This window comes from Chitiniphilus shinanonensis DSM 23277 (genome assembly GCF_000374805.1).
GTDB lineage: Bacteria > Pseudomonadota > Gammaproteobacteria > Burkholderiales > Chitinibacteraceae > Chitiniphilus > Chitiniphilus shinanonensis.
This window is the reverse complement of the sequence record NZ_KB895342.1, coordinates 38292-64968: the sequence shown is the minus strand read 5'-3', so window position 1 is coordinate 64968 and position 26677 is coordinate 38292. Positions and strand designations below refer to the sequence as shown.

General features: G+C 68.3%; 23 protein-coding genes and 2 tRNA genes. 8 read left to right on the top strand and 17 right to left on the bottom strand.

Translation table 11 applies throughout. From position 1 onward, the window contains the following. Nucleotides 1–12: 12 nt before the first annotated feature. The 6 genes from C556_RS0109995 to C556_RS0109970 all read right to left on the bottom strand — a co-directional run bounded on the left by C556_RS0109995 (nucleotide 13) and on the right by C556_RS0109970 (nucleotide 7222). The gene (locus tag C556_RS0109995) at nucleotides 13–909 is read right to left on the bottom strand and encodes a glutamate/aspartate ABC transporter substrate-binding protein (RefSeq protein WP_018748110.1); all 897 of its coding nucleotides are present in this window, start codon (nucleotides 907–909) and stop codon (nucleotides 13–15) included. A 136-nt stretch (nucleotides 910–1045) separates the two neighbouring features. Beyond that, nucleotides 1046–1786, bottom strand: coding sequence for an amino acid ABC transporter ATP-binding protein (locus C556_RS0109990; RefSeq protein ID WP_018748109.1), 741 nt, complete (start codon nucleotides 1784–1786; stop codon nucleotides 1046–1048). 162 nt (nucleotides 1787–1948) lie between these two features. After that, the gene (gene rsmA, locus C556_RS0109985; protein WP_040431017.1) at nucleotides 1949–2749 is read right to left on the bottom strand and encodes a 16S rRNA (adenine(1518)-N(6)/adenine(1519)-N(6))-dimethyltransferase RsmA; all 801 of its coding nucleotides are present in this window, start codon (nucleotides 2747–2749) and stop codon (nucleotides 1949–1951) included. Nucleotides 2750–2754: 5 nt separating this feature from the next. After that, complete coding sequence (gene pdxA, locus C556_RS0109980; RefSeq protein ID WP_018748107.1) at nucleotides 2755–3741, bottom strand: 4-hydroxythreonine-4-phosphate dehydrogenase PdxA; 987 nt, start codon at nucleotides 3739–3741, stop codon at nucleotides 2755–2757. After that, a complete protein-coding gene (locus C556_RS0109975) occupies nucleotides 3741–5027 on the bottom strand; it encodes a peptidylprolyl isomerase (RefSeq protein WP_157236077.1) in 1287 nt (428 codons plus the stop codon). Before C556_RS0109975 ends, pdxA begins: the two co-directional genes overlap by 1 nt. A gap of 5 nt (nucleotides 5028–5032) precedes the next feature. Beyond that, entirely contained in the window at nucleotides 5033–7222 is a 2190-nt protein-coding gene (locus C556_RS0109970) for an LPS-assembly protein LptD (protein WP_018748105.1), read from the bottom strand. A gap of 67 nt (nucleotides 7223–7289) precedes the next feature. Here C556_RS0109970 and C556_RS0109965 point away from each other — a divergent pair, with 67 nt between their 5' ends. From C556_RS0109965 to C556_RS0109955, 3 genes are all read left to right on the top strand, one after another. Next, nucleotides 7290–8306, top strand: a complete 1017-nt coding sequence (locus C556_RS0109965; RefSeq protein ID WP_026262976.1) for an aminoglycoside phosphotransferase family protein — start codon at nucleotides 7290–7292, stop codon at nucleotides 8304–8306. 158 nt (nucleotides 8307–8464) lie between these two features. Beyond that, the gene (gene murU, locus C556_RS0109960) at nucleotides 8465–9175 is read left to right on the top strand and encodes an N-acetylmuramate alpha-1-phosphate uridylyltransferase MurU (protein ID WP_018748103.1); all 711 of its coding nucleotides are present in this window, start codon (nucleotides 8465–8467) and stop codon (nucleotides 9173–9175) included. Nucleotides 9176–9234: 59 nt separating this feature from the next. Further along, nucleotides 9235–10959, top strand: coding sequence for a PHA/PHB synthase family protein (locus C556_RS0109955; RefSeq protein ID WP_018748102.1), 1725 nt, complete (start codon nucleotides 9235–9237; stop codon nucleotides 10957–10959). Between the two features lie 40 nt (nucleotides 10960–10999). Here C556_RS0109955 and cysC read toward each other — a convergent pair whose 3' ends face one another. Then, nucleotides 11000–11587, bottom strand: a complete 588-nt coding sequence (cysC, locus tag C556_RS0109950) for an adenylyl-sulfate kinase (RefSeq protein WP_026262975.1) — start codon at nucleotides 11585–11587, stop codon at nucleotides 11000–11002. Nucleotides 11588–11635: 48 nt separating this feature from the next. On the opposite strand from cysC, the gene C556_RS0109945 reads away from it, so the two are divergent. Then, nucleotides 11636–12445, top strand: coding sequence for an aspartyl/asparaginyl beta-hydroxylase domain-containing protein (locus C556_RS0109945; protein WP_018748100.1), 810 nt, complete (start codon nucleotides 11636–11638; stop codon nucleotides 12443–12445). Further along, nucleotides 12433–13407 carry a sulfotransferase family protein gene (locus C556_RS0109940; protein WP_018748099.1) on the top strand — a complete coding sequence of 325 codons (975 nt, stop codon included), beginning with the start codon at nucleotides 12433–12435 and terminating at the stop codon, nucleotides 13405–13407. Before C556_RS0109945 ends, C556_RS0109940 begins: the two co-directional genes overlap by 13 nt. Before the next feature lie 43 nt (nucleotides 13408–13450). Here C556_RS0109940 and C556_RS0109935 read toward each other — a convergent pair whose 3' ends face one another. Continuing rightward, the gene (locus C556_RS0109935) at nucleotides 13451–14179 is read right to left on the bottom strand and encodes a YebC/PmpR family DNA-binding transcriptional regulator (RefSeq protein ID WP_018748098.1); all 729 of its coding nucleotides are present in this window, start codon (nucleotides 14177–14179) and stop codon (nucleotides 13451–13453) included. Between the two features lie 181 nt (nucleotides 14180–14360). Between C556_RS0109935 and C556_RS21635 the strand changes: the two genes are divergently transcribed. Beyond that, complete coding sequence (locus tag C556_RS21635) at nucleotides 14361–15056, top strand: DUF4328 domain-containing protein (RefSeq protein ID WP_018748097.1); 696 nt, start codon at nucleotides 14361–14363, stop codon at nucleotides 15054–15056. 21 nt (nucleotides 15057–15077) lie between these two features. Here C556_RS21635 and C556_RS0109925 read toward each other — a convergent pair whose 3' ends face one another. Further along, nucleotides 15078–15938 (bottom strand): hypothetical protein, encoded by an 861-nt coding sequence (locus C556_RS0109925; protein ID WP_018748096.1) that lies wholly within the window; start codon nucleotides 15936–15938, stop codon nucleotides 15078–15080. Between the two features lie 170 nt (nucleotides 15939–16108). Here C556_RS0109925 and C556_RS0109920 point away from each other — a divergent pair. Together C556_RS0109920 and C556_RS0109915 are read left to right on the top strand one after the other, a co-directional pair. Next, a tRNA-Arg gene (locus tag C556_RS0109920) sits at nucleotides 16109–16185 on the top strand. 41 nt (nucleotides 16186–16226) lie between these two features. Further along, nucleotides 16227–16302: transfer RNA gene (locus tag C556_RS0109915), tRNA-Glu, on the top strand. Nucleotides 16303–16529: 227 nt separating this feature from the next. Here C556_RS0109915 and C556_RS22245 read toward each other — a convergent pair. From C556_RS22245 to C556_RS0109875, 8 genes are all read right to left on the bottom strand, one after another. After that, nucleotides 16530–16808, bottom strand: coding sequence for a FeoC-like transcriptional regulator (locus C556_RS22245; protein WP_018748095.1), 279 nt, complete (start codon nucleotides 16806–16808; stop codon nucleotides 16530–16532). Then, nucleotides 16805–19138 (bottom strand): Fe(2+) transporter permease subunit FeoB, encoded by a 2334-nt coding sequence (feoB, locus tag C556_RS0109905; protein WP_018748094.1) that lies wholly within the window; start codon nucleotides 19136–19138, stop codon nucleotides 16805–16807. The genes C556_RS22245 and feoB overlap by 4 nt, the downstream gene beginning before the upstream one ends. Then, nucleotides 19135–19374: a FeoA family protein gene (locus C556_RS0109900; protein ID WP_018748093.1), complete on the bottom strand. Its 240-nt coding sequence runs from the start codon at nucleotides 19372–19374 to the stop codon at nucleotides 19135–19137. Before C556_RS0109900 ends, feoB begins: the two co-directional genes overlap by 4 nt. Then, the gene (locus C556_RS20005) at nucleotides 19371–19640 is read right to left on the bottom strand and encodes a FeoA family protein (protein ID WP_018748092.1); all 270 of its coding nucleotides are present in this window, start codon (nucleotides 19638–19640) and stop codon (nucleotides 19371–19373) included. Before C556_RS20005 ends, C556_RS0109900 begins: the two co-directional genes overlap by 4 nt. Nucleotides 19641–19909: 269 nt before the next feature. Then, nucleotides 19910–20884 (bottom strand): LacI family DNA-binding transcriptional regulator, encoded by a 975-nt coding sequence (locus C556_RS0109890; protein WP_018748091.1) that lies wholly within the window; start codon nucleotides 20882–20884, stop codon nucleotides 19910–19912. A gap of 1 nt (nucleotide 20885) precedes the next feature. Then, a complete protein-coding gene (locus C556_RS20000) occupies nucleotides 20886–22229 on the bottom strand; it encodes a glycoside hydrolase family 125 protein (RefSeq protein WP_018748090.1) in 1344 nt (447 codons plus the stop codon). Next, on the bottom strand, nucleotides 22226–25279 hold the full coding sequence (locus tag C556_RS0109880; RefSeq protein ID WP_018748089.1) for a glycoside hydrolase 5 family protein: 3054 nt from the start codon (nucleotides 25277–25279) through the stop codon (nucleotides 22226–22228). Before C556_RS0109880 ends, C556_RS20000 begins: the two co-directional genes overlap by 4 nt. Nucleotides 25280–25342: 63 nt before the next feature. Next, on the bottom strand, nucleotides 25343–26584 hold the full coding sequence (locus tag C556_RS0109875; RefSeq protein WP_018748088.1) for an ABC transporter substrate-binding protein: 1242 nt from the start codon (nucleotides 26582–26584) through the stop codon (nucleotides 25343–25345). Nucleotides 26585–26677 lie beyond the last annotated feature (93 nt).

Genomic DNA, 26677 nt, shown 5'->3' with positions numbered 1-26677 from the left:
GAAGCCAGGGCGTTACATCTGTTCGGCGGACTTGTCGGTGGGGTTGGCCAGCAGTTCCTTCAGCTCCTGGCTCATCGGGAAGTTCAGGTTCAGGCCCTTGGGCGGCACCGGGCTCTGGAACCAGCGCTTGTAGATGGTCGCCATCTGCGGCGAGGCAAAAGTGGCCTTGAGCGCGTCGTCCACCACCTTCTTGAACTGCGGATCGTCCTTGCGCAGGCTGCAACCGTAGATTTCGTAGGATTGCGGCTTGCCGACGATCGCCCAGTCGTCGGGCTTCTTGGCCTTGGCCATTTCACCGGCCAGCAGCGCGTCGTCCATCATGAACGCCACCGCGCGGCCCGATTCCAGCATCAGGAACGATTCGCCGTGATCCTTGGCGCTGATGATGTTCATGTTCAGCTTCTTCTCGGCGTTCATCGCCTTGAGCAGCCGCTCGGAAGTGGTGCCGGCGGTGGTGACCACGTTCTTGCCGGAGAGGTCGCCGAAATCCTTCACGCCGGAGGTCTTCTTGGTCAGCAGGCGGGTGCCGATCTCGAAGATGCCCACCGAGAACGCCACCTGCTTCTGACGTTCCAGGTTATTGGTGGTGGAGCCGCATTCGAAGTCCACCGTGCCGTTCTGCACCAGCGGGATGCGGGTCTGCGAGGTCACCAGCGTATAGCGGACCTGAAGATTGGGCATCTTCAGTTCCTTCTTGACGTTGGCGACGATCTGGTCGGCCAGGTCCATCGAGTAGCCGATGGGCTTCTGGTTGTTCAGGTAGGAGAACGGAATCGACGAGTCGCGGTGACCGATGACGATCACGCCGTTGTCCTTGATCTTCTTCAGCGTGCCGGTCAGTTCTTCGGCGTGGGCGCCGGCGGCGATCAGTGCGGTGGCGACAAGGCCGAGGCGCAACATGGATTTCATCTCACACTCCAGGGGGCGGAAAGTTGTGATCGCTAGTATAGGCAGGGTGGCCACCCCCTGCTCTCAGTGATATCCCTAGCGGGCGCGGCAAAGCAACATCGCCGAATTTCGGACAATGTCGGCTATTTTTGGCCGATCAGCCGTGCATTGGCGCCAGAACCTGGCGCAGGAACTGACGCGAGCGCTCGTGCTGCGGACGGGTGAAGAACCACTCGGGCTGGGTGTCCTCGAGGATTTCGCCGTGGTCGAGGAAGATCACCCGGTCGGCCACTTCGCGGGCGAAGCCCATTTCGTGGGTGACCACCATCATGGTCATGCCGGACTTGGCCAGATCCTGCATCACCTGCAATACCTCGCCGATCATTTCCGGATCGAGCGCGCTGGTGGGCTCGTCGAACAACATCACTTTGGGCTGCATCGCCAGCCCGCGCGCAATGGCCACGCGCTGCTGCTGGCCGCCGGAAAGATTGGATGGATAGGCGTCGCGCTTGTGCTCCAGGCCGACCCGGACGAGCAGTTCCAGCGCCCGTTCGCGCGCGGCCTCGGGCGCGAGCTTCTTCACCTTGATCGGTGCCAGCGTGATGTTGTCCAGCACCGACAGGTGCGGGTAGAGATTGAAGTGCTGGAAGACGAAGCCGACTTCCTCGCGCAGGCGGTTGATGTTGGTGCGCGGGTTGTTCACCTGCACCTCGTCCACCCAGATCTCGCCCTGTTCGATCGGTTCGAGCTGGTTGATGGTGCGGATCAGGGTGGATTTGCCCGAGCCGGACGGCCCGCAGACCACCACCACCTCGCCGGCGTTCACCTTGAGATTGATGTTCTTGAGCACGTGGTGCTCGCGGCCGTACCACTTGTTGACGTTGTTGAAGCGGATCATGGGAGGGGTCTCGCCTTGGATTGCCGCAGTGTGGGCGGCTGGCGCGCCGCTGCGCAAGGCGGGAAATCCCCGAGGCGGCAGGGCGAGCGGCGAGAACCGGCATTCATCACCACGGCGCGGCGGCAGCGCCGCGCGCAGGCATTGCGCCGCTTGCCGTGCGCGCTAGGCGCGTGCCACGCCGTGCTCCAGCGCATTGGCCAGCGCGACGAACTGGCCGACTTCCAGGTTTTCCGGGCGCAGGCCGGGGTTGATGCCCAGGGTGCTGAACAGCGCGTCGTCGACGATGCCCTTGAGGTTGTTGCGCAGCGTCTTGCGGCGCTGGGCGAAGGCGGCCACCACCAGATCCTCCAGCCGGCCCAGGTCGTGCACCACGTAGCGCGGTTCGGGCCACGGCAGCAGGCGCACCACCGCCGAATCCACCTTGGGCGGCGGGTAGAACGCGCCCGGCGGCACGTCGATCACCCGTTCCATGTAGAAGCGCAGTTGCAGCATCACCGACAGCCGCCCGTAGTCGGGCGTCGACGGCTCGGCGACCATGCGATCGACCACTTCCTTCTGCAACATGAAGTGCATGTCGGCGATGCGCGGGGAGAAGCTGGCCAGGTGGAACAGCAGCGGTGTCGAGATGTTGTACGGCAGATTGCCGACCAGCCGCAGCTTGCCGCCGGCGGCGATCTCGTCGGCGAGCTGGCCGAAGTCGAACTTCAGCGCGTCGACGTTGTGGATGACCAGTTCGTCGTCGCTGTAGCGCTGCGACAGGTGAGCGACGATGTCGCGGTCGATCTCCACCGCGTGCAGGCGGCCGGCACGCGCGATCAGCGGCGCGGTCAGCGCGGCGAGGCCGGGGCCGATCTCGACCAGCGCGTCGCCCGGATGCGGATCGACGGCGTTGACGATATCGGCGATCACGCCCTGGTCCTGCAGGAAGTTCTGGCCGAAACGTTTGCGCGGGATATGTGCCATGGCGGTCAATGAGAGGGGCGGGCGGCGGCCTGGACCAGTTCCTGCGCCAGCGCCACGGCGGCTGCCAGGCTGCCCGGGTCGGCCTTGCCGCTGCCGGCCAGGTCGAGCGCGGTGCCGTGATCGACCGAGGTGCGGATCAGCGGCAGGCCGAGGGTGACGTTGATGCCGTGGCCGAAGCTGGCGAATTTCAGCACCGGCAGGCCCTGGTCATGGTACATCGCCAGCACGGCGTCGCCCTGCTCCAGCTGTTTGCGGTTGAACAGCGTGTCGGCGGGCAGCGGGCCGATCAGCGTCAGGCCCTCGGCGCGCAACGCGTCCAGCGTGGGTTCGATGACCTCGATCTCTTCCCGGCCCAGGTGGCCGTTCTCGCCGGCGTGCGGGTTGAGCCCGGCGACCAGGATGCGCGGGTCCGCCAGGCCGAACTTGGTCTTCAGATCGGCGTGCAGGATGCGCAGGGTGCGGCTCAGCGACGCCTGGGTGATGGCGGCCGGGACCTCGGCCAGCGGCAGGTGGGTGGTGGCCAGCGCCACGCGCAGGCCGCCGCCGGTCAGCAGCATCACCACCTGCTCGGTCCCGGTGCGGGCCGCCAGGTATTCGGTGTGGCCGAAGAAAAAGCCGTCGGCGACGCCGGCGTCGTTGATCACGCCCTTGTGGATCGGCGCGGTGACGATGGCGGCGAAGGTGCCGTCGCGGCAGCCGTCGACGGCGCGGTCCAGCAGTTGCAATACATAAGCGGCATTGGCCGGATCGAGCCGGCCGGGCAGGGAGGGCGCGGCCAGCGGCAGGTGCAGGATGGCAACGTCGTCGTCGCGCGCCGGATCGAAATCCGGCCAGTCGGCCGTCGCCCCGACGGCCCGGGCGCGCTCGGCCAGCAGGCTCCGGTCACCCAGCAGCACCAGTCGCGCGCCGTGTTTGGCCGCCGCCAGGGCGGCCGAGATCTCGGGGCCGATGCCGGCGGGCTCGCCGGTGGTCAGGGCGAGGGCAGGGCGCATCAATCGTCGTTCAGGCGGACGTTGACGTAGGCGCGGTCGCGCGCCTGGCGCAGCCAGTCGTCGAACGCCTCGTCGGCCTTGCGTTGCTTGATCGCCATGCGCACCCGGAAGCGTTCGCGCTCTTCGGTCACGTCCTGCTTGCGGCGTTCCAGCACCTGGATCAGGTGGACGCCGAACGGGGTGCGCACGATGGGGCTGACTTCGCCGGGCTTGAGCGCATTCATCGCCTGCTCGAATTCGGGCACCGTCTCGCCGGGGTTGACCCAGCCCAGGTCGCCGCCGTTGCTGGCGCTGCCGTCCTCGGAGAAGCCGCGCGCCACGTCGGTGAACGAAGCGCCGGCGACGATGCGGTCGCGCAACTGTTGCAGCTTCTGTCGGGCATCGGCCTCGGACACCAGCTCGCTGGTCTTGATCAGGATGTGGCGGGCGTGGGTCTGTTCGACGATTTCGCGGCGATTGGCCTCGCGCTTGTCGTCCAGGCGGAACAGGTGGAAGCCCAGCGGGCTGCGGATGATCTCGGTGATCTGGCCGACCTTCAGGTCGTTCAGCAATTGCAGCATCGCCGGCGGCAGGCTGCCGGACTGGCGCCAGCCGAGCGAACCGCCGTTGATGGCTTCCTTGCTGTCGGAGTACTGGGCGGCCACCGCGGGGAACGATTTGCCGTCGGCCAACTCCTGACGCGCGGCGACGATGCGCGCGCGGCGGGCCTGGATCTGGTCGGCGGAGGCGTTCTCCGGCACCGTCACCATGATCTGCGACAGCTGGAATTCCTGCTCTTCCTTGCCGGCGTTCAGCTTGAGGTAGTCGTCCACTTCGCTGTCGGAGACGAAGATCTTGTTGTCGATCTCGCGCTCGCGCAGCCGGGCCATGGTGATCTCGTTGCGGATGTCCTCGCGGAACGACTTCCAGGTCAGGCCGCTTTGCTCCAGCTTGGCGCGGAATTCGGGCATCGACAGCTTGTTCTGCTCGGCGATGCGCGAGATGGCGCGCTCCAGCTGGGCGTCGTCCACGCGGATGCCGATCTGGTTGGCGTACTGGATCTGGATCTGGTCCAGGATCATCCGGTCGAGCACCTGCTGGCGCAGCACGTCGTCGGGCGGCAACTGCACGTTCTTGCCTTGCAGGTTGCGCTTCACCGAGGCGATGCGCGCGTCGAGTTCGCCCACGGTGATGGCGCCCCGGTTGACGACGGCCACCACGCGATCGACGGTGACGACCTGGGCCGACGCGGCCAGCGTGACCAGGCACAGGGCCAGGGCGGAGAAGATGGATTGGAGCAGCTTCATGGGCATCATCGGATCGAGTTGGTGGTCAGCATGTCGGTGTAACCGGGGATGGATTGGCGCAGCGTGCTGACCGGGTTGCTACCCAGGCCGACGAGCCCGCCCAGTTCCAGCATGGCGAAATAGGTGACGGTGTACTTCTCTTGATCGGGATCAGTGTCGCTGTCGTCGTTGATGTAACGCTGCGCGGCCAGGCGCAGCGCCCAGCAGCCCGCATTGTACTCAAGCCCCGCCAGCGCTTCCAACGAGCGGCTGTCCTTCAGCGAGTAGTTGTACCGCGCCACGCCGTACCAGTTGCGGGTCAGCGGCCACTGCCCGGAGATATCGAACTGTTCGATGATCGGGCTGACGTTGCGGTTCACCACATAGCGCAGGTTGAAGGCGCGGCCTTCGCCCGGCGACCAGCCGATGCCGGCGTCGGCGCGCGCGGTGACCTGTTCCTTCAGGTTGTATTGCAGCGCATAGTTGGCGACGAAGTTGCGCCACAGCCGGCCGCCGAAGGTGATCAGCAGATCCGACTCCTGGGCGGTGGACGGCTTCTCGTACGCATCCAGGGTGACGCGCTGGTCCTGGAAGTAGAAGCGCTGGCCGACGGTGGCGTTGAAGCGCTCCTCGCCGGTGTCGCCATCGAAGAAACGGGTGGTCAGCGCCAGGGTGATCTGGTTGGCGTCGTTGATGCGGTCGTTGCCGGAGAAGCGGTTCTCCGAAAAGATCTGCGCCAGCGAGAAGTCGGTCAGCGCCGAATCGAAGTTCGGCAGGTTCGACTGATCCTTGTACGGGATGTAGACGTAGTAGGCGCGCGGCTCCAGCGTCTGGGTATACGCCTGGCCGTTGAAGGTGTCGTCGCGCTCGAAGATCAGGCCGGAATCCAGGCTGAAGGTGGGCAGCACCCGGCTGCTGTTCTCGCCCTCGACCGTTTCGCTGTCGTTGAGCGAGTAATAGCTGGCGTGCACGCCGATCTTGGGTTTGACGAAGGCGTAGGGCCTTTGCACCAACGGATAGGTGATGGTCGGGTTGATCCACATCCGCTGGCCGTCGACCTTGGTCGGGTGGCTGAAGTCGACGTATTCGCTGGTGATGCTGATGTTGGCGCCCTTGATCCACTGCGGCGAGCTGGCGTAGTAGAGCTGCGGCAGCCGCGCGTAAGGGATGTCGACCGGGTCGCTTTCGCTTTGCAGCGTCTGGTAGCGCTGCCAGCGCGCCAGGCCGCTCCAGCCGTTGCCGGCGTAGTTGAAGGTCAGCTCGCGCGGCAGGTTGGTCTGCGACGCGGCGGCCACCTGGTCGCCGAAATCGTTGAAGTAATCGTCGTCCGACACCTTCTGCACCTGGGCGTACATCGACAGCCTCGGCAGCAGTTGCTGCTGGTGCAGGAAGGCGATGCTGTAGCGATCCTGTTCATCCTTGTGGTCGCTGATGCGGTCGGCGCGGATCTGGCCGCTGTACGACGGTTGCAGGTAACGGAACTCGGCCCCCAGCATGGTGCCGCGGTCGGCAAGGTAGCGCGGGTAGAAGGTGGCGTCGTAGTTCGGCGCGATGTTCCAGTAGAACGGCGTCTGGAGGTCGATGCCGTTGCGGTTGTCGAAACTCACCGACGGCGCGAGGAAGCCGGTCTGGCGGTTGCCCGACAGCGGGAAGTTCATCCACGGCGAATACAGGATGGGCACGCCGTAGAACTGGATCCAGCCGTTGTACGCCATGCCGACGTTGTTGGCGTAGTCCAGCGACAGCGTGCTGGCGTGCAGGTACCAGTCGTCCCGCCCGACCGGGCAGGTGGTGAAGCGCGCGGTGCGCATCTTGTAGCGGTCGGGCCCGTCGAACAGCAGCTTGACCGCATCGGCGCGCGCCACGCCCTGGGCCACGTGGTAGTCCGGGTTCTCCAGCGTGCCGCGGTTGGCGTTGATGTAGTAGTCGAGGCTGTTGCCGGTCAGCACGTCGCCCTCGCGGGTCATGGTGACCGCGTCGCCGGCCTTGAGGTGGTCGGTTTCCGAGTTGTACTGCGCCCATTCGGAGCGCACTTCGGTGGTGTCGCGCTGGATGACGACGTTGCCGTGGGCCTCGGCCTCGGTGCGCGAATGGGCGACGGCCTCGTCCGCTTCGAGGTGGATCGGCGATTCGGGAGGCGTCTCCTCGGCGAACGCGTGGACAGCCAGCAGGGCGAGCGTGATCGCCGAAAGTCGGCGCGGCGGGAGAGCGAACATAGGCCGGGCAACTGATAGAATTCGCGGATTCTACCGCAATGTCCCAAGCCCCATGCAGCAAACCCTTGTGATTGACCCCGCAACGCCTGAAGCCCGCCGCCAGCTGATCGTCGCGTGGCTGAACGAAGTGCTCGGCAGCGAGCCGTTGTCGCTGGAATCCGGCGGCTCCGATGCCAGCGTGCGCCACTACTGGCGGGCCGCCTACGCCGAGCGCAGCGTGCTGGTGATGGACGCCGATCCGGCGCTGTTCGACGCCGCACCGTTCCTGGCGCGTCAGGCCGAACTGGCGGCCGCCGGCATCCGGGTGCCGGCCGTGCTGGCGCAGGATGCGGCACGCGGGCTGGTATTGCTGGAGGACCTGGGCACCGCCGAGCTGACGCCGTTGCTGACCTCGCCCGAGCGCGCCCGCGAGTGGTATCTCAAGGCGATCGACCTGCTGGTGCAGATGCAGAGCCGCCTGGACGGCGCCCACCTGCCGGCCTTCGACGCCGCGTTCCAGCGACGCGAGATGGAAATCGGCCGCGAGTGGTACATCGGCGTGCACCTGGGGCATCAGCTCGACGAGCGCCAGCTGGCGCTGTGGGAGCGTTCCATCGCCCTGATCGTCGCGCGCAACACGGCGCAGCCCATCCTGTTCATGCATCGCGACTTCCACTCGCGCAACCTGATGGTGGTCGACGGCGAACTGGCGGTGCTCGACTTCCAGGACGCGGTGCTGGGCCCCGTCAGCTACGACCTGGTGTCGTTGCTGCGCGACGCGTACATCGACTGGAGCGAGGATTTCGTGCTCGACTTGGCCATCCGCTACTGGGAGCGCGCGCGCGCTGCCGGGGTGCCGGTCCACGCCGATTTCGCAGAGTTCTACGCCGCCTTCGAATGGCAGGGCCTGCAACGACACCTCAAGGTGCTGGGCCTGTTCGCGCGGCTGAAGCACCGCGACGGCAAGGATCGCTACCTGGCCGACATCCCGCGCGTGTTCGGCTACGTCAAGGCCGTGTGCCGCCGCTACAGCGAACTGACCCCGCTGGGCCGGTTGTTGCTGGACCTGCACGGCGAGCGCGAAACCGTCGGCTACACCTTCTAGAGCGACTGACAAAACCCTCCTGGCTGCGTCGCGCGGGGGCGCCGAGCTGAACTTGCTGTCTGCGTTTCGCGCTTCTTGCCAGGACCGCTTCGCTGGGTTTTGTCAGCCGCTCATAGCGCCTGTTCAAAGTCCCAACTGGCGACTTACCCGGAATCCCGATGAAAGCGATGATCCTTGCCGCCGGGCGCGGCGAACGCATGCGCCCGCTGACCGACACCTGCCCCAAGCCGCTGCTGGAAGTGGGGGGCGAACCCCTGATCGGCCGGCACCTGCGCCGGCTGGCGGCGGCGGGCATCACCGAGGTGGTGATCAACCACGCCTGGCTGGGGCACCTGGTCGAAGCGCGCCTGGGCGATGGCGCCGCCTGGGGCGTCACCATCCGCTATTCGCCCGAGGGCACGGCGCTGGAATCGGCCGGTGGCATCGCCCATGCCCTGCCGTTGCTCGGCGCGGAACCCTTCGCGGTGATCAATGGCGACATTTTCACGGACTACGATTTCAGCAGGCTGCCCACACTGGCGCAGCGGCTCGGCGACCGCGCGGATGCGCACCTGGTGCTGGTGCCCAAGGCCGGCTATCCCACCGGCCGCGATCTGGCGCTGGGGGCCGATGGCCTCGCCCGGCCGTGCGAAGCCGACGACGCGCCGCTGACCTTCAGCGGGGTCGCCGTGTACCACCCGCGTTTCTTCGCCGATGTGGCGCCCGATGCGCCATTGCCGCTGCTGCCGTGTTTCCTTGCCGCGATGGCGCGGGGGCGGGTCGGTGGCGAGCGTTTCGATGGCTGCTGGCTGGACGTGGGCACGGTGGAACGATTGGCGCAGGCCAACCAATGGGTGGTCGAAGTGGCATCAAAGAAGCCGGATTTTTAACTTGCTGTCATGTTGCAGTGCAGCGTAATCTGGCTCGAACGCTTTTCAGGAGCTGAACCATGACCTTGTCGCAATCCAGCTTTCTTGCCGAACAGCAGGCCCGCTATACCAAGATGCAGCACGAGCTGCGGCAGGCTTTCGATCCGTTCGGCCTGATGCAGACCACCTTCGATGCCCAGCGCGCCTGGCTGTCGCACCCCGACCAGTTGGCCGCCACGCTCGGCGATTGGGGCAACGACTACCTGCGCTGGTGCAATGCCGCCGCCAGCCGCGCGACCGGCCTGTCGGAAAACGATCCCTTCGTGCCAAACCCCGAGGACACCCGTTTCGCCGACGCCATCTGGCGCGACTCGCCCTACTGGGACATGGTCAAGGAGTGGTACCTGTTCAACACCCGCTGGTTGCAGGATGCGCTCTACGCCACGCCGGAACTGAACGAACACGACCGCGCGCGCGCGGCGTTCTGGCTGCGGCAGTACCTGAACGCCATTGCGCCGACCAACTACTTCTTCCTCAATCCGGTGGCGATGGCCAAGGCGCTGGCCACCCGTGGCGACAGCGTCTACCAGGGCTTCCTCAATTTCGCCCGCGACACGGCACGCGGCGACATCGCCATGACCGACATGTCCGCCTTCAAGGTGGGCGAGAACCTGGGCACCACGCCCGGCTCGGTGGTCTATCGGGGCGAGCTGCTGGAAGTGATCCACTACGAAGCGACCACGCCGACCGTGCATCAGGTGCCGATCGTCATCGTCTCGCCGTGGATCAACAAGTTCTACGTGCTCGACCTGGATGCCAGGAAGAGCATGGTCAAGTTCCTGGTCGACCAGGGCTTCTCGGTCTTCATCACCAGTTGGAAGAACCCCGGCACCGAAGCGCGCGACGTCGCCTTCGACGACTACCTGACCGAAGGCGTGGCGCGCATCGTCGATGTGGCGCGCGAGATCTCCGGCAGCGAGCAGGTCAACCTGGTCGGTTACTGCATCGGCGGCACGCTGGTCGCCACCTACCTGGCATGGCTGGCCAAGCAAGGCCAGGAGCAGCAACGCATCGCCAGCGCCACGCTGCTGACCTCGCTCACCGATTTCTCCTGGCCGGGCGACATCGAAGTGTTCCTGGACGAAGAAGGGCTGGCCTTCGTCGAGAACACCATCCATCGCAAGGGCTACCTGGACGGCAAGGAAATGGCCGCCAGCTTCCGCATGCTGCGCGCCAACAGCCTGGTGTGGAACTACTGGGTGGGCAACTACCTGCTGGGCGAGACGCCGATGCCGTTCGACGTGCTCTACTGGAACATGGACGCCACCCGCATGCCCGAGCGCATGCACTGCTACTACCTGCGCGAGTTCTACTTCCACAACCGCCTGATCCAGCCCGACGTGCTGACCATCGCCGGCCAGCCCATCGACCTGGGTCGCATCGGCTCGCCACTGTTCATGGTCAGCACCGAGGAAGACCACATCGCCCCGTGGAAGCAGACCTGGAAGCTGACCGAGCGCGTGAGCGCGCCGGTGACCTTCACGCTGTCCACCTCCGGCCACATCCTCGGCATCGTCAACCCGCCGCGCCCCGACTCCAAGCGCAGCTACTGGCAGGGCCCCGTGCAGCAGGGCGAGGTGGATGAAGCCTGGAAGGCCGGGCTGTCGAAGCAGCCGGGCTCCTGGTGGCCCAGCTGGGTGGAATGGCTGCGCCCGCGTGCAGGCGAGCAGGTAAAGCCGAAGATCGCCAGTCGCAAGCATCCCGCGCTGGATGCCGCGCCCGGCCTGTACGTGCTCGAACCCTGAGTCGTCATGCCGCGACCAGCCCCGCCTCGGCGGGGCTTTTTCATGGCCGCCGCGCCGGCCCGGCCAGATGTGGCAGATGCTGCGCCAGCAGCGCCAGCAGCTGTTGCAGGCAGGCGTCCTGGTCGAGGCGGTCGGTCGGCAGCGCCAGTTCGGGTTGCTGCGGCGTCTCGTAGGGCGCATCGACGCCGGTCAGGCCCGGCAGCGTACCGGCGCGGGCGCGGGCGTACAGTCCCTTGGGGTCGCGCGCCTCGCACGCCGCCAGCGGCGCGGCGCACCACACCTCCAGGAACGGCGCCCCGACCCGCTCGCGCAGCAGCGCGCGCTGGCGCGCCAGCGGCGCAATCAACGCCAGCAGCACCACCAGCCCATTGGCCGCCATCAGCCGGGCCACCTCGGCGGCGCGGCGCACGTTCTCGTCGCGGTCCGCCTCGGAAAACCCCAGGTCGGCGCACAGGCCGCGCCGCAGCACGTCGCCGTCGAGCAGCGCGGTCGCATGGCCTTGGGCGACCAGGTGGGCATGCAGGCGCTGCGACAGCGTCGACTTGCCGGCGCCCGGCAGGCCGGTGAACAGCAGCACCGCGCCCTGGCCCGGCGTTGCTGATAACGAAATGGAATTGGGTAGCTGCATCGCGCGCGTCTAGAATTCGGCGTCGCCATTCTAACGCCACTGTCGCCGATGTCCCTGTCCGAACCGTTGCCGCGCTACGCGCGGCTGCCACCCCGCTTCGACGCCGCCGCGCTGGGCGCGCTGCTGGACTGTCTGCCGGCCGAAGCCTGGGCGCGGCATTTCAACACCGGCCACTATCAGGGCGAATGGCGCGGCGTGGCGCTGATCGCCCCGGCCGAGGCGCTGACGCCGCTGGCGCCGCCCGGGCGATTGGATACGGTTGTCGCCACGCCGTGGCTGGCGCGCTTTCCGGCGTGGCGGGCGGTGCTGGCGCGCATCGAAGCACCGATCCGCAGCGCCCGCCTGCTGGCGCTGGGCGCGGGCGCGCGCATCCTGGAGCACCGCGATCCCGACCTGGGCGCGCCCGACGGCGACGTGCGCCTGCACGTGCCATTGCGGACCCATCCGCAGGTCGAGTTCGTGCTCGACGGCGAAGCGGTGCCGATGGCCGAGGGCGAATGCTGGATGCTCGACCTGTCGCGGCCGCACCGGGTGGACAACGACAGCGACCGGGAGCGGGTGCATCTGGTGGTCGACGTCGCGCGTTGTGACTGGCTGTCCGACGCCATCGTCGCCGGTCTGTCCGACACCCCGGCGGCGCGGCCGTCGCGCGCCGCCCGCGAGCTGGCACAGCTGCGCCGCCTGATCCACGCCGACCGGGCGCTGACGGCGCGTCTGGCGGCGCTGGAGCAGGCCGACGCTTTCATCGATGCGGTATTGCCGCTGGCCGCCGGCCACGGCCTGCGCCTGAACGCCGACGATCTGCGCGCCGCGATGCGCCAGGGGCGACGCGACTGGAACGAACAATGGCGGGCATGATGGATTACCGCGACTGGCTGCCAATCCGCGCCTGGCCCGTCGCCGGCGACGGCTGGCAGGTCGATTGGGCGTGGTTCGGCGACACTCCGCTGAGCGAGCCGTTTTTCCAGGACAGCATCGAGGCCATGTTGCGCCGGCCGTTCAACCAGGCGTTGCGTTGCCGCACCCCGCTGGCGGAGCTGGCGCGCTGGCGCGAGGCCAGCCCCGGCGCACCGTTGCGGGCCCTGATCCATCACGCCTCGCGCTGCGGCTCCACCCTGTTGACCCGCATGCTGGGCGCGCTGGACAGCCACGCCGTCTACGCCGAGCCGCCGCCGCTGGACGCGCTGTTGCGCGCGCCGTATCGCGATCCGGCATTCGCCGCGGCGCAGACCGGCGCGCTGCGCGACCTGCTGTCGGCGCTGGGACAATTGCGGCGCGGCGGCGAGCGATGCGTGGTGGTCAAGCTCGACGCCTGGAACATCTTCGAGGCCGAGGCGTTGCAGGCGGCGTTCCCGCAGGTGCCGGCCATTTATCTCTACCGCGACCCGCTGGAAATCGCCGTGTCGCATCTGCGCCAGCCGGGGCGGCACCTGGTGCCGGGGCTGATCGGCCCGACGCCGCTGGCGTTGGCGTCGGACGAGACGGCGGCGCTGCCGCGCGCTGAGTTCATCGCCCTGACGGTCGCCCGGCTGTTGGAGGCCGGTCTGGCGCAGTGCGAGGCAGGCAGGCTGATCCCGGTGAACTACGTCGAACTGCCACAAGCATTGACCGGGCGTCTGGCCGACGTGTTCGGCGTGCCGGAGGACGCGCGGGACGCACTGCTGGCGCGCGCGTCGCACCATGCCAAGCGGCCGCAGGCGCCGTTCGAGCACGACACCGCCGGCAAGCGCACCGAGGCCCCCGACGAGCTGGTCGAAGCGGTGGAACGCTGGGCGATGCCGGCCTATCGCGCGCTGGAGGCGCTGCGCGCGCAGCCATGAAAAAGGCGCCCCTCGGGGCGCCTGATCGGCTGTGGCGAGTCGGTCATTCCTCGTCCATTACCGCCGTGGTGTACACGTCCTGCACGTCGTCCAGCGACTCCAGCGCGTCCAGCAGCTTCTGCATCTTTGTCGCGTCGTCGCCGACCAGCTCGGTTTCGGCCTGCGGCTTCATGCTGACCTCGCCCATCTCGGCCTTGAAGCCGGCGGCTTCCAGCGCCTCGCGGATGCCGACGAACTCGTACGGCGGGGTGATCACCTCGATCGAGCCGTCCTCGTTGGTCACCACGTCCTCGGCGCCGGCTTCCAGCGCCGCTTCCATCAGCGCGTCCTCGCTGGTGCCGGGCGCGAAGATCAGGTAGCCGCAGTGCTTGAACTGGAACGACACGCAGCCGTCGGTGCCCATGTTGCCGCCGTACTTGGAGAACGCGTGGCGCACGTCGGCCACGGTGCGGGTCTTGTTGTCGGTCAGGCAATCGACCATCACCGCCGCGCCGCCGATGCCGTAGCCCTCGTAGCGGGTTTCGACGTAGTCCACGCCTTCCAGATTGCCCGAACCGCGATCGACGGCGCGGCTGATGTTGTCCTTGGGCATGTTGGCGGCCAGGGCCTTGTCCACGGCCAGCCGCAGGCGCGGATTCATGTTGATGTCACCGCCGCCCATCTTGGCGGCCACGGTGATCTCCTTGATCAACCGCGTGAAGATCTGCCCGCGCTTGGCGTCCTGACGCCCCTTGCGGTGTTGAATATTCGCCCATTTGCTATGGCCGGCCATGATGCGAGTTCCTGCTGTGGGTAGGTTGAAATGACGCGGGATTTTAGCACGGCGCGGCCCGGCGCCAGCGCCGCCGGTGCGGCGGGGGCTTGTGCTGGCGCAAAGGCATGAAGCGGGCGTCAGGGCATGGTGCGATGGCGGAATCAGTCACGAAACCAATGTCACGGAAAAGGAGGGGGCGGTGCAACGAGAGCACGAAGGCTTTTTCAATTTGGCCGGATTGACCAGGGCGGTGGGGATGATCGTGGCCGTGCAAGTTACTTTGATTGCGATGGCCTCGATAACGAATGGATTCAAATGTATCGCGCTGAGGGATCTGGTGCGCGAAGGGGGCGGATCATTGGAAGCTGCGGCCGCTATCTATTGGGGCGGTCAATTTGAATTGATATTGGATTTGTCGCAGGTGGCGGTGTTTTTAGTGTCGGCTGTCCTGGTGTTGAAATGGATTCATCGCGCGAACCTGGGGGCGAGATCGCTCGGTGCATTGGGCATGCGCTATACGCCTGGCTGGTCGGTCGGTTGGTACTTCGTGCCAATAGCCAGCCTCTGGAAGCCTTACCAGGCAATGTGCGAACTTTGGAAGACAAGTGCCACATCAGTGGGGTGGATTTATCAATCGGTTTCGCCGCTTGTTGCATGGTGGTGGGGATTGTATTTGACTATGGGGTTACTGAATTATGGCGTTATGCGTCTTATGCTGAATGCCACGTCTATTGAGGATTTTGCTTTCCTGTGTAAATTGGAGACCGGGGCGGGGATTTTGGATATTTCATTGAATCTGATTACTGTCATCCTGATTGCCAGGATTTTCCGCATGCAAAATGCTCGTGCCGGCTTGACGATGGATAGGGAAGACCCTCCGGCTTCTGCCTCGTAGCGTTGGGTGGACTGGACGGGGTTACAACCAGTGCCCCAGCCGGCCCAGCGCATGTGCCAGCAACGTCGCCACCGCCACCAGCAACGCCGTGCCCCGGCTGGCCTTGGCCGCCAGCAGCACGCCGTAGGCCACTGCCGCACCCAGGCCCCACGGTGCGGGCAGTGCGCCGAGCAGCCAGGCCGGCGGCAGTGTGGCGGTCAGCCAGTGCAGCGCGGCCAGCCAGCGGCGGGTGGCGCGGGTGGGCGGCGCGGGCGCCAGCGCGGGCAGGGCGGCCAGCAGCGCCGGCAAGGTGGCGTCGGGCGCGGCGCGCAGTTGTGTCACCAGCCGTTGCGCGGCCAGCGGCGACTGGCCGGCGCCGATCAGCATCCCGGCCAGCCCGAGCGAGGCTTCGGGGCCGGGCAATTCTTCCTCGCCGTCGCCTTCATCGGGCGGAAGGGAGGTCGCAGGCGCACCCGGCTGGCGCCACGCCTGCCACACCAGCCCGCACAGCGCCACCAGCCAGGCGGCCATGGCCTGGGTGGCGGGCAGCCGCTCGAAGCCGGCCAGCAACGCCGGCAGGCATAGCACGCAGAGCAGCCCGTCCTGGCGGATATGCCGCAGCCGCGCCCGCAGCAGGCCGATCTGCCGCGCATACAGCGTCAGCCCCGGCAGGCCGGCGGCGCGCAGCCGGCGCCAGGCCAGCCAGGGGCCGCCCAGCGCCAGCAGGCGGCCGATGCGGCGGGTGCGCGGCGTTTCGCCGGTGGCGGTGCCCGCCGCCAGTTCCAGCCACAGCCATTGCCGCGGCGAACCCGCGTCGAGGTCGGACAGGCGGCGCAGCAGCGCGGCGCGCTCGCCGGCGTCGAACGGGCGGGGCGCGGACCAGGGCAGGAGGCGTTTCGGCATGCCGCGCATTCTACGGCCTGGCACCCATCGGTGGATCGGGTCGGGCTGCCGCACGCCGTGTTTGAAGAAGGTTCGCCGTGGGGCTTGCGCCAGCCGCGGCAAATGCGTAGAATGCCTTTTCTCCGGTTTGCGATTTTGATTAAAAATCAAAGACTTAGGAGAAGCACCGCGCACCCGTAGCTCAGTTGGATAGAGTATCTGGCTACGAACCAGAGGGTCGGGCGTTCGAATCGCTCCGGGTGCGCCACTTTTTCGTCACGTTGTCATGCAGTATCGACAGCGCGCCTCGTCCCCATCGTCTAGAGGCCTAGGACACCACCCTTTCACGGTGACTACCGGGGTTCGAATCCCCGTGGGGACGCCAGATCAGAACGGCCCAGCAGCAATGCTGGGCCGTTTTTGTTTTGCCTGCGCCTAAACCCCAAATCTTGAAACACAGAGGACACAGAGAGCACAGAGAAAACCGGGAGAAAGGCGCTCACTATGGCTAGCGCAATGCCGGATCGGCCTTTGGTTTTCTCCGTGAAACTCCGTGTTCTCCGTGCCCTCTGTGTTTCAAGATTTGGGGTTGGTTTTCCCAACCCCCAACACTCAATGCCCCCCGCAGCCCGTATGCGATGGAGGCGGGGCGATCGGGATGACTTCCTCGCCCGCTTCGTGCCAGCGGTAGGCGACGCTGGCGGTGGTGCCGCAGCCGCAGCAGCTCTTGCCGCAGCTGGCTCCGCCGATCTCGCTCACCCGGCCCTTGCGGACCCAGTGGGCGATCACGTCGCGGACGGCGTCGGGCTCGGCGTCGAAGTGCGCCGCCAGATCGGCCAGGCTGGCCTGGCCACGCTCGCGCAGGTATTGCCGGATATCGCTCGGAGTCATGCCACTTCTCCCAGGCGGATGCCCGCCAGCAGGGCCGAGCGCTGGCGCTGGCCGTGGCGATGCATGACGCCCAGCGCCAGCGCCGCGCATGCCAGGATGCCGACGATCCAGGCCAGCGACGATGCCGGATGCGCGCCGAAGGTCGCCAGTTGATAGAACAGCACCGCCACGCCGTAGCCGAAGCCACTGGCCCAGGCCGCCATGAACAGCGCCCAGCGCAGGCCGGCCTCGCGGTTCACCGCGCCCAGCACTGCCACGCACGGAAAATACAGCAGCACCAGCAACATGTAGGCGAAGGCGGCGGCCGGGGTGGCGAACAGTCGCGCCATGGCGCCAAAGGTTTCGACCGAGACTTCCTGCTCCGCGGCGGCGGTCGCGGTGTCGTGGGTCTCGCCCAGCTTCATGCCCAGCGGGTCCAGCAGCTTGCCGGCCACGTCGCCCAGGTTGGCGGGGATGGTGGCCAGCGCGCCCTTCAGGCCCGCGCTCACGTCGAACGGCGTTTCTTCCGCGGCGGCGGCCGGCGCGGCGGCGGCGTCGAGCTGGTCGTACAGCGAGTTGAGCGTGCCCACCACCGCTTCCTTGGCCAGCACGCCGGTGAAGATGCCGACGGCGGCGGGCCAGTTGTCCTGCGACACGCCCAGCGGCGAGAACGCCGGGGCGATACTCTTGCCGATGTGCGACAGCACCGAATCCTGGGTGTCCTCGTGGCCGAAGCTGCCGTCCATGCCGGTGGCGTTCAGCACGTTCAGCACCAGCACCATCGGCACGATGATGCGCCCGGCCTTGAAGATGAAGCTGCGCAGGCGGCTCCAGGCGTGGATCAGCACGCCCTTGAGCGCCGGCAGGTGGTAGCTGGGCAGTTCCATGATGAACGGCGTGTTCTCGCCGGGCAGCAGGGTGCGCTTGAGCGCCAGCCCGGTCAGCACGGCGGCGCCGATGCCGATCAGGTAGAGCAGGAACACGATGTTCTGCCCGCCGTTGGGAAAGAACGCCACGGCGAACAGCGCGTACACCGGCAGGCGGGCGCCGCACGACATGAACGGCGTCATCGCCATGGTCATCAGCCGGTCGCGCGGGCTTTCCAGGGTGCGGGTCGCCATCACCGCCGGCACGTTGCAGCCGAAGCCGACGATCAGCGGCACGAACGACTTGCCCGGCAGGCCGATGGCGCGCATGAAGCGATCCATCACGAAGGCCGCGCGCGCCATGTAGCCCGAATCCTCGAGGATGGACAGGAAGATGAACAGGCAGCCGATCACCGGGATAAAGGTCGCCACGGTCTGAATGCCGCCGCCGATGCCCTGCGCCAGCAGCACCACCAGCCATTGCGGCGCGCCCAGCGTGCCGAGCAGGTGGCCCAGGCCATCGACCAGCAGCGTGCCGGCGGCCTGGTCGAAGAAGTCGATGAAGGCGCCGCCGATGTTGATGGTGAACATGAACATCAGATACATCATCAGCAGGAACAGGGGGATGCCGAGCACGCGGTTCAGTACCACCTGGTCGATGCGGTCCGACATGGTGCGCGACAGCTTGCCGCTGCGCCGCACCGCCGCCTGACCCAGGCGGTCGATGAAGGCGTAGCGCGCGTCGGCGGTGACGATGTCCAGCTCGTCGCCCAGGTCGGCCTCGACCTGCTGGCGCAGCGCGTCGGCCTGCCGGGCCAGATCGGGCCCGAGGCCGCGCAACGCCAGCGCGTCGCCTTCCAGCGCCTTCAACGCCAGCCAGCCGGCATCCGGCGTCTGCGCCAGCACGGCGCGCAGTTGATCGACCGCGACCGTCAGCGTATCCGGATAGGCCGGGCGCGCCGCGGACGGTTGCAGCGCGTCGGCCTGGAGCAGCGCGTCCTTGAGCGCGCCCACGCCCTTGTTGCGCGCCGCCACCATCGGGATCACCGGGCAGCCGGTCTCGCGCGCCAGCGCGTCCAGGTCGATGACGATGCCCTTGTCGTCGGCCATGTCGGTCATGTTCAGCGCGATCAGCACCGGCACGTCCATTTCCAGCAACTGGGTGGTCAGGTAGAGATTGCGCTCCAGGTTGGCGGCATCGAGGATGTTGACCACCACGTCGGCCTCGCGCGACAGCACGTAGTCGCGGGCGATGGCCTCGTCCAGCGAGCTGTCGTCGCCCAGGCTGTCCAGGGTGTAGATGCCGGGCAGGTCGATCACCTCGATCTCGCGGCCGCCGTGCCGCAACTGGCCCGATTTGCGCTCCACCGTCACGCCGGGCCAGTTGCCCACCCGCTGGCGGGCGCCGGTCAGGGCATTGAACAGCGTGGTCTTGCCACAGTTGGGATTGCCCAGCAGCGCCACCACCAGGGGTTTTCCGTTCATGCGGCGGCCTCTTCCAGGTCGATGTTCAGCGATGCCGCCTCGGCGCGGCGCAGGCTCAGCGCGAAGCCGCGCACGTTGATCTCCACCGGATCGCCCAGCGGCGCCAGCCGGGTCACGCTGAAGAGGGTGCCGGGGGTGAGGCCCATCGCCAGCAGGCGCTGGCGGTAGGCGCGCCCGCCGGGCGCGAAGCCCAGCACCCGGCCGCGCTGGCCGACCTTCATCTGATCGAGGTTCATGGATGTTGCTCCGCAGTCTGGGATTCGGTTTGCGACGTCACCAGCACCTGTTGCGCCAGGCCGCGGCCCAGCGCCAGGCGGCTGTTGCCCACGGCCACCACCAGATTGCCGCCCTGACTTTGCATCAGGCGGACTTCGCAACCAGGGTAGAGGCCCATGCCGGCCAGGCGCTCGCAGGCGTTGCCGGCGGCGGTCAGGCGCACCACGCGCAACGGCAGGCCGGGCGTGGCCAGCGGCAGGGGGAAGTGGACGGGATCGGCGGCCATGACAGGCTCCGGGCGGTGAAGTCATTAATGACCATGATTCTCATTGCCACGCCCGCTGGGGAACTTGATATGAGTCAAACGCGCCCGGGCATCGCTTGCCGCCGGGAAGTGGGATTAATGGCGAGATGCGCCGGCGGCGCCCGCCGTTGCTGGATCGGCGGGGTCGGGGCGGGTGAGGACGGTCCTGCAAAAAACAGGGCCGGGGATGATGAACGGGCGGGAGCCCGGTGCGTCGCGCGGCCGGAATGGTCGAGCCGCGCGACGGCGGATCAGGCGCTGCTGCCGCGCACCACCAGTTGTACCGGCATCACCACATCCTGCGGTCCGTCGTCGGGGTGCAGCAGCCGCGCGACGCCGGCGCGGCCCAGCCCGGGTTTGTCCACCGCCACGCTGCTCAGCGCCGGGCTGGCCTGCGCGGCGGCGGCAAGGTTGTCGAAGCCGACGATGGCCACCTGGCCCGGCACCGCCACGCCCAGCTCCTGGCAGGCGCGCAAGGCCGCCAGTGCCGCCGCGTCGTTGAAGGCGAACACCGCGTCGGGCGGCGTGGGCAGGGCCAGCAGCGCGCGCATGGCGCGGGCGGCGTCCTGGTCCAGCGCCTCGCCGTCGGCCACCAGCACTTCCAGTTGCGGATCGGCCAGGATGCCGGCGTCATACAGCGCCTGGCGATAGCCCAGGCCGCGCTGGCGCACGCTGTAGTGCGCGGGCGAGCCGGACAGGTAGGCGATATGGCGCCGCCCCTGCTCCAACAGGTGGCGCGTCGCCTGGCAGCCACCGTGGCGGTGGTCGGGGTTCACGCTGGGCAGGCCCTCGGCCCACATGTCGATCAGCACCAGCGGGCAGCTGGTGTCGCGCAGCAGTTGCAGCAGTTCCGGCTCGAAGAAGCCGGCGCACAGCAGCGCGTCCGGCGCGTGCAGTTCCACCTGTTCCAGCACCGGGTCGGTGGGCCCCAGCGACAGAAAGCTCAGCGCCATCCCGGCGTCGCGGCACGCCTCCTCGGCGCCTTGCAGCACCTGCGAGTAGAACAGGTTGGTCGACAGCGCGCTGTGCTGGCGATGCAGCAGGAACAGCACCCGCTTGAGCGGTCTGGTGCGCAGCCGGCCCAGGTCGTAGCCCAGTTCGGCGGCGACGGCGCAGACCTGGGCGCGGGTGGCCTCGGTCAGGCCGGGCTGCCCCTTCAGCGCGCGCGACACAGTGCCGACCGACACCCCGGCGGCGCGCGCGATATCGCGGACGGTGACGGCCATGTCAGCCCCCGCGCCGCAGCAGGTGCGGCCGCTCGCCGGCCAGCCGGACCACCAGTTCGCCGAACAGGGTGTTGGCCCAGGCGAACCAGGCGCGGGTGAAGCGCGCCGGATCGTGCACGTCGAACGATTCGTGCATCAGGCCGGTGCCGGCGTCGCTGGCTTGCAGCATGCGCAGGCAATCGGCGATCTCGGCGTCGTCGGTGCTGGTCAGCGCGCGCATGATCAGGCTCATCGGCCACACCATCGGCGCCAGCGTGTGCGGGCTGCCGATGCCGGCCAGGCCGCGCGCCTCGTCGCTGAAATACCACGGGTTGTCGTGCGACAGCGCCAGCGCGCGGGTGGCGCGGTAGACCGGATCGTCCGCCGCCACGTAGCCCAGGTAGGGCAGCGACAGCAGGCTGGGCACGTTGCCGTCGTCCATGAACAGCGCGTTGCCGAAGCCGTCCACCTCGAAGGCGAACACCTCGCCGTGTACGGGATGGCGCACGATGGCGTGGCGCCGGATCGCCGCGTCCACCTCGTCGGCCAGCGCGCGGCACTCGGCGGCGAAGCCGGGCTCGCGGTACAGCGCATCGACCAGCTCGGCCAGTTGCCGCAGCGCCACCACGGCAAAGCAGTTGGACGGCACCAGGAACGGCAGCACGCAGGCGTCGTCGGACGGCCGGAACATCGACGCGATCAGGCCCACCGGGCGCAGCGGGTTGCCCCAGCCGTCGCACGGCAGGGTGTCCGACTGCCACGCGGTCAGGCGGCGGAAGCGGTACGGCCCGCGGTCGTGCTTGCGCTGTTGCTGGCGCAGCGTGGCCAGCACCGCGCGCATCGCCGCCAGCCACTCGGCGTCGAACGGCGACGTGTCGCCGCTGGCGCGCCAATAGCCATGCGCCAGGCGGATGGCGTAGCACGGCGAATCCAGTTCCCACTTGCGCTCGTGCAGCTCGGGGCGCATGTCGGTCTGGTCGCTCGCCCACTCGCTGTGGCCGGGGCCGTCGTTGAAGGCGTTGGCGTAGGGATCGAGCAACAGGCAGCGCGCGTGGCGGCGCACCAGTCCGGCCACCATGCGCCGCAACGCGTCGTCCTGGCGCAGCAGCGGCAGGTAGGGCCACACCTGGGCCGCGCTGTCGCGCAGCCACAGCGCGTGGATGTCGCCGGTGACGACGAAGGTGTCGGGCTGGCCGCCGCCGTCGTCGGGCGTGTGGCGGACGGTGGTGTCCAGCGTGTTGGGATAGCACTGCACGAACAGCCGGCGCAGCGCCGGATCGTCGATGCGCGCGGCGACCTCGGCCAGTTGCGCTTCGACCGCCGCGCTGCGGAAGCACGGCGTGGCGGGGCGATGCGCCGCGCTCATGACAGGCACGCCACGGGCTGGTCGCGCAGGCTGGCCAGTACGGCGCCGTCGGCGTCGGTGGCGAACAGCAGCGCCCGGCCGGCCGGCAGCTCGAAGCGGTAGCCGCGCTGCGCGTCGCGCACCGAGATTGTCTCGTGCAGTGCCGATTCGTTGACTGCGATCCACAGCGCGCCGGCGGCGTACGGCAGCTTTTCCAGGTACACGCCGGGGTTGGCACGGTCGCAGCGCAGCGGCGGCTGGAGGCCGGCCTGCCGCAGCGCGTGGCGGTACAGCGCGGCCAGCGTGTCCTCGCTGTCCGACAGCTCCAGCGGCAGCGGGCACCACAGCAGCGTGCCGCGACCGTGGCGCTGGGCGTGCACCCGCGCCAGCGCCGCGCCGTCCACATGGCCCTTGAGCACGCGGGCGATCCGGTCGCCGCCGAACGCCGCGCGCAGCCGCTGACCGTCGATTTCGCACACTTCCTCGCGCATCACGTTGCCCACGCCCACGCCGGCGTCGTCGAATAGCGAGTCGGTGGCGTTCCAGTATTCGTCCAGCGACGCCGGGCCGGTCAGCAGCACGGTGACGGGCTGGGTCGCCAGCAGTTCGCGCAGTTGCCGGCGCGCCTGGGTGGACAGTGCCTGCGGGCTGGGCACCAGCAGCAGCGTGGCCGGATCGGCGCGCAGCGCGTCGAGCCGGTATTCGCCGACCGCGCGCAACGGCACGCCCAGCCCGTAGTGCAGCACCCGCACCACGCGCTGGGTGGCTTCCTGCGCGCTGCGGCGGTTGCCGTAGTCGTTGGCGTAGGGATGCAGCACCGCCACCGGCGGCAGCGCGCGCTGCCGCATCAACGGCGCCACCTTGGCGAAGAAGGCGCCGAAATCGCCGCTCACCGCCGCCTCGGGCTTGCGCGAGCCGTCGGCGCGCACCGCGCCGATATGCGATTCGTTGATGTTGTCCATGTGGTAGTTGATGTTCCAGATCCACTGCACCGCCCCGGCGCCGCCGCCGGCAAAGGCGTAGGCGTACTTGCGTTCCAGCAGCGCGGCCAGTTCGGCCTCGCTGCGCTTGCTGCGGCCGTTGGGGTTCTCGACGTGCATGATCCCGGTTTCCTGGATCAGCAACGGCTTGTGCGCGGTCTTGTTGAACAGCGTGTCCCACGCCAGCGCGTCGTTCAGCCACCAGCTGTGCACGGTGGTGTAGTCGACCACGTCGGCGTAGAAGAACGGCGCCGGCCGTTGCTGGCCCAGCGCTTCGTCCTGTCCCACCGTCACCAGCGCATCGCCGGTCAGCGCGCGGATATGCGCGGTCAGGTCGGCGGCCCATTGGTTGTGCATCGCCTGGGTGAACAGGGTGTAGTCCAGCCAGATGCCGTGCTGGCGCGGCGCGATCTCGGTGGTGTTGAAGCCGATGTCCTCGGGCTGCGGCGGCAGCAGCGCGTCCCACGACGGCAGTTGCGCCGGCGAAAGATCCCAGCGGTTGCGCCAGATCGCCAGGTCGGGCTCGCGTGCCTGCAACCAGGCGCGGAACGCTGCCACTTCATACGGATCGCGCAGGGTGCGCGGTCCCAGGAAGATGCGCGCCGGGTCGAACAGCGACGGCTCGTTGATCAGGTCCCAGTGCACGCAGGTGCTGTGGCCGTGGCGCGCCACCACCGCGCCGATGAAGCGCTTCTGCGCGGAGCGGGCGCGCGGGTCCAGGTAGGGGTTGGCGCCTTCCCACGCCTCGGGGGTGAAGGCGAAGAAGTTGAAGCAGGTTTCCAGGCCGTGGCGCGCGGCGGTCAGGATGAAGGCGTCGATGGCGCGCAGCACCGCCTCGTTGGCGTGGCCGTCGACGAACATGGCGTGGCGCCAGCCGCTCCAGATGCCGGTGCGCACGTAGTTGACGCCCAGCGCCGCCAGGTCGCGCAGGTCGGCGTCCCACGCGGCGACGTTGGGCAGTTGCAGGAATTTGCGGTGCACGTCGCTGGCCATGTAGGTCATGCCAACGATGGGCACCGGCTGGCCGTCGCGCTCGAAGTAGTCGCGGCCGGCGCGCAGCCGGCTTTGCCGGGTGAGCAGCGCGTCGTCCCAGCCCCAGAAGCCCTGGCGCAGCTGGCGGGTCTCGCCGTCGTCGCTGCGCAGGGTGGCGTCGATCAGGTACTGGCCGGGCAGGACGGAGAACGGCAGGGTCAGCCGCTGCGCCGGCACGCCAGCGCCGGGGCGCAGCGTCAGCGCGGTGGCAAAGCAGCGCGCGCCGTCGGGGCCGGCGATCGACAGCTCGATGCGCCATTCGCGCCGGCCGGGGAAGTGCGCTTCCAGTTGCAGCGTCAGCGTCGGCACTTCGCCCGGCAGGTAGCAGGCGAAGTCGGGCTTGATCCAGCATTCGGTGGCGCCGCGCGCGGCGAATGTCGCCCACTCCAGCAGCGCCTGCGCGCCGCCGCCGGCCCAGAACGGCGGGCCCGGATCGACGTTGGCGAAGATCCAGCGCCCGCCCGCGCACAGCCCGCGATGGCGCTCGATCAGCACCACCGGCGCGGCGATGGGGGCGTCGGTGGCGTCGCGCGCCAGCAGCAGCGGGTAGACCCGCGCATCCATCGGCCCGGCCGAACCGGAATCGAGCGGCTGGTCCTTGTGCTTGGTCGGCATCAGCACCAGGCCGTCGGTGGGCGCGCCCGGCTCGAACAGCGCTTCGGCGCCCGCCAGCAGCGGAAACTCGTCGCCGGCGGTCAGGCGCACCGTGGCGGCGGTATCCACCGCCAGCATCTCGTGGATGTCCAGGTCGCGGAACAACGCCGCCTGGGGTGCCAGTGCGGCGCCGTCGTGCAGCGGCTGCGACAGCGACTGCCGCCCCAGCGACACCAGGGCGCCGCCGCGCCGCAGGAAGGCCAGCAGCGCCGGTTGCGCCGCCAGCGGGAAGTGCCGGCCGTGCGTGTGGACCAGCGCGTCGCCGGCGCCGAGGGCATCCAGCCGCTCGGCCAGCCGCGCCGTGGCGACAGGTTCGGCGTCGGCCTGCCAGCAGGCCAGCGCGGCGGCGTCGGGCGGGGTGCCGGGCGACGGCAGGCGGGGGTCGTGAAAGACGAGCACGGTCATGGTCGGGGTTCCTGCATCGATGCGTTTCGCCCCGCCGGCACGGCGCCGGCGGGGGCGGGAGGACTACTTCTGCTTGGCCAGGCGTTCGTTCCAGTAGGCCACGGCGCCGTCCAGCGCCTGCTTCACCGGCTTGCGGCCGGTCACGGCTTCTTCCAGCGCCTGGGCCAGTCGCTGGATCATCGCCGATTCGTCGGGCAGGCCCACTTGCACCAGCGTGCGCGCGGTGGCGCCGGAATCGGCGGCGGTGGCGCGGCCCTTGGCCGCCGGATCGCCGGAATTCGCGCCCGACTGGAAGTACGGATCGGCCAGCGCGGCGCGGGTGGACGCCAGCGTGGTCTCGGTGGCGCGCGAGAACGCCAGTTGCGAGGCGTCGTTGGTGAGGAAGCGCCCCAGCGCCACCGCGGCGTCCACGTTGCGGTAGCCCTTGGGCACCGACCACATGAACAGGTTGCCCGGCGGCACCCCGGCCTTGCCCACCGGGTGCGGCGCGACGGCGGTCTTGGCGTAGATCGCCGGCGAATCGGTCTTGACCCGCACCAGCGCCGACGGCGCGGTGTTGAGCATCGCCACCTTGCCGCTGCCGTAGTGGGCGATCAGGTTTTCGAACTTGATGCTGAACACGTCGGGCGGGATCGAGCCGTCCTTGTAGGCGCGGGCGTATTGCTCCAGCAGCTTGACGTGCGCCGGGCTGTTGAACACGGCGCGGCCGTTCTGCACCAGCGGCAGCCCTTCCAGCAGGAACACCTGGGTGATGCCTTCCTCGTTCAGCTTGGGGATGAAGCCGGTGACACCGGTGCGCTGCTTGATCTGGCGCGCGGCGGCGAAGGTCTCGGCGGTGGTCCGTGGCGGCGTCTTGACGCCGGCCTGGTCGAACAGCGCCTTGTTGTACGCCAGCACCGCCACCTGGTTGTACCAGGGCAGGCCGTAGAGCTTGCCGTCGTAGCTGACGTCGGCCAGCGCGCCGGGGGTGTATACCTGCTTGAAGCCCGCCACCTTGGCGTCCAGCGGTTGCAGCATGCCCTGCTGCGCCATCGACGCCATCCACGGCACCGTCAGGTTGACCAGGCCCGGCGGGTTGCCGCCGGCCACGGCGGCGATCACCCGCGCCTGGTAGCTGTCCCAGGGCACGTCCACCCACACCGCTTTCACCTCGCTTTGCGAGGCGTTGAATTGCGCGGTGAGCGTCTTCATCACGCCGTCGAACTTGGGCGACAGGCTGTTGGACCAGTACTCCACCGTGGTCTGCGCCTGGGCGGCGCCGGCGACGGCCAGGGCCAGCATGCTGAGGAGAATGCGCGGTTTCATTTCGGGCTCCATGAACGCGATAGCCGGGATCGGCTGACCCTGGGCACCGTAGGACGCTGCTTTTGTTTAGTAAATTGGGGAAGGGCGCGCCAT

What these genes read in the sequence shown, in the direction of transcription:
- C556_RS0109995 (WP_018748110.1), bottom strand. Translation starts at nt 909, where the DNA reads ATGAAATCCATGTTGCGCCTCGGCCTTGTCGCCACCGCACTGATCGCC.
- C556_RS0109990 (WP_018748109.1), bottom strand. Translation starts at nt 1,786, where the DNA reads ATGATCCGCTTCAACAACGTCAACAAGTGGTACGGCCGCGAGCACCAC.
- rsmA (WP_040431017.1), bottom strand. Translation starts at nt 2,749, where the DNA reads ATGGCACATATCCCGCGCAAACGTTTCGGCCAGAACTTCCTGCAGGAC.
- pdxA (WP_018748107.1), bottom strand. Translation starts at nt 3,741, where the DNA reads ATGCGCCCTGCCCTCGCCCTGACCACCGGCGAGCCCGCCGGCATCGGC.
- C556_RS0109975 (WP_157236077.1), bottom strand. Translation starts at nt 5,027, where the DNA reads ATGAAGCTGCTCCAATCCATCTTCTCCGCCCTGGCCCTGTGCCTGGTC.
- C556_RS0109970 (WP_018748105.1), bottom strand. Translation starts at nt 7,222, where the DNA reads ATGTTCGCTCTCCCGCCGCGCCGACTTTCGGCGATCACGCTCGCCCTG.
- murU (WP_018748103.1), top strand. Translation starts at nt 8,465, where the DNA reads ATGAAAGCGATGATCCTTGCCGCCGGGCGCGGCGAACGCATGCGCCCG.
- C556_RS0109955 (WP_018748102.1), top strand. Translation starts at nt 9,235, where the DNA reads ATGACCTTGTCGCAATCCAGCTTTCTTGCCGAACAGCAGGCCCGCTAT.
- cysC (WP_026262975.1), bottom strand. Translation starts at nt 11,587, where the DNA reads ATGCAGCTACCCAATTCCATTTCGTTATCAGCAACGCCGGGCCAGGGC.
- C556_RS0109945 (WP_018748100.1), top strand. Translation starts at nt 11,636, where the DNA reads ATGTCCCTGTCCGAACCGTTGCCGCGCTACGCGCGGCTGCCACCCCGC.
- C556_RS0109940 (WP_018748099.1), top strand. Translation starts at nt 12,433, where the DNA reads ATGGCGGGCATGATGGATTACCGCGACTGGCTGCCAATCCGCGCCTGG.
- C556_RS0109935 (WP_018748098.1), bottom strand. Translation starts at nt 14,179, where the DNA reads ATGGCCGGCCATAGCAAATGGGCGAATATTCAACACCGCAAGGGGCGT.
- C556_RS0109925 (WP_018748096.1), bottom strand. Translation starts at nt 15,938, where the DNA reads ATGCCGAAACGCCTCCTGCCCTGGTCCGCGCCCCGCCCGTTCGACGCC.
- C556_RS22245 (WP_018748095.1), bottom strand. Translation starts at nt 16,808, where the DNA reads ATGACTCCGAGCGATATCCGGCAATACCTGCGCGAGCGTGGCCAGGCC.
- feoB (WP_018748094.1), bottom strand. Translation starts at nt 19,138, where the DNA reads ATGAACGGAAAACCCCTGGTGGTGGCGCTGCTGGGCAATCCCAACTGT.
- C556_RS0109900 (WP_018748093.1), bottom strand. Translation starts at nt 19,374, where the DNA reads ATGAACCTCGATCAGATGAAGGTCGGCCAGCGCGGCCGGGTGCTGGGC.
- C556_RS20005 (WP_018748092.1), bottom strand. Translation starts at nt 19,640, where the DNA reads ATGGCCGCCGATCCCGTCCACTTCCCCCTGCCGCTGGCCACGCCCGGC.
- C556_RS0109890 (WP_018748091.1), bottom strand. Translation starts at nt 20,884, where the DNA reads ATGGCCGTCACCGTCCGCGATATCGCGCGCGCCGCCGGGGTGTCGGTC.
- C556_RS20000 (WP_018748090.1), bottom strand. Translation starts at nt 22,229, where the DNA reads ATGAGCGCGGCGCATCGCCCCGCCACGCCGTGCTTCCGCAGCGCGGCG.
- C556_RS0109880 (WP_018748089.1), bottom strand. Translation starts at nt 25,279, where the DNA reads ATGACCGTGCTCGTCTTTCACGACCCCCGCCTGCCGTCGCCCGGCACC.
- C556_RS0109875 (WP_018748088.1), bottom strand. Translation starts at nt 26,584, where the DNA reads ATGAAACCGCGCATTCTCCTCAGCATGCTGGCCCTGGCCGTCGCCGGC.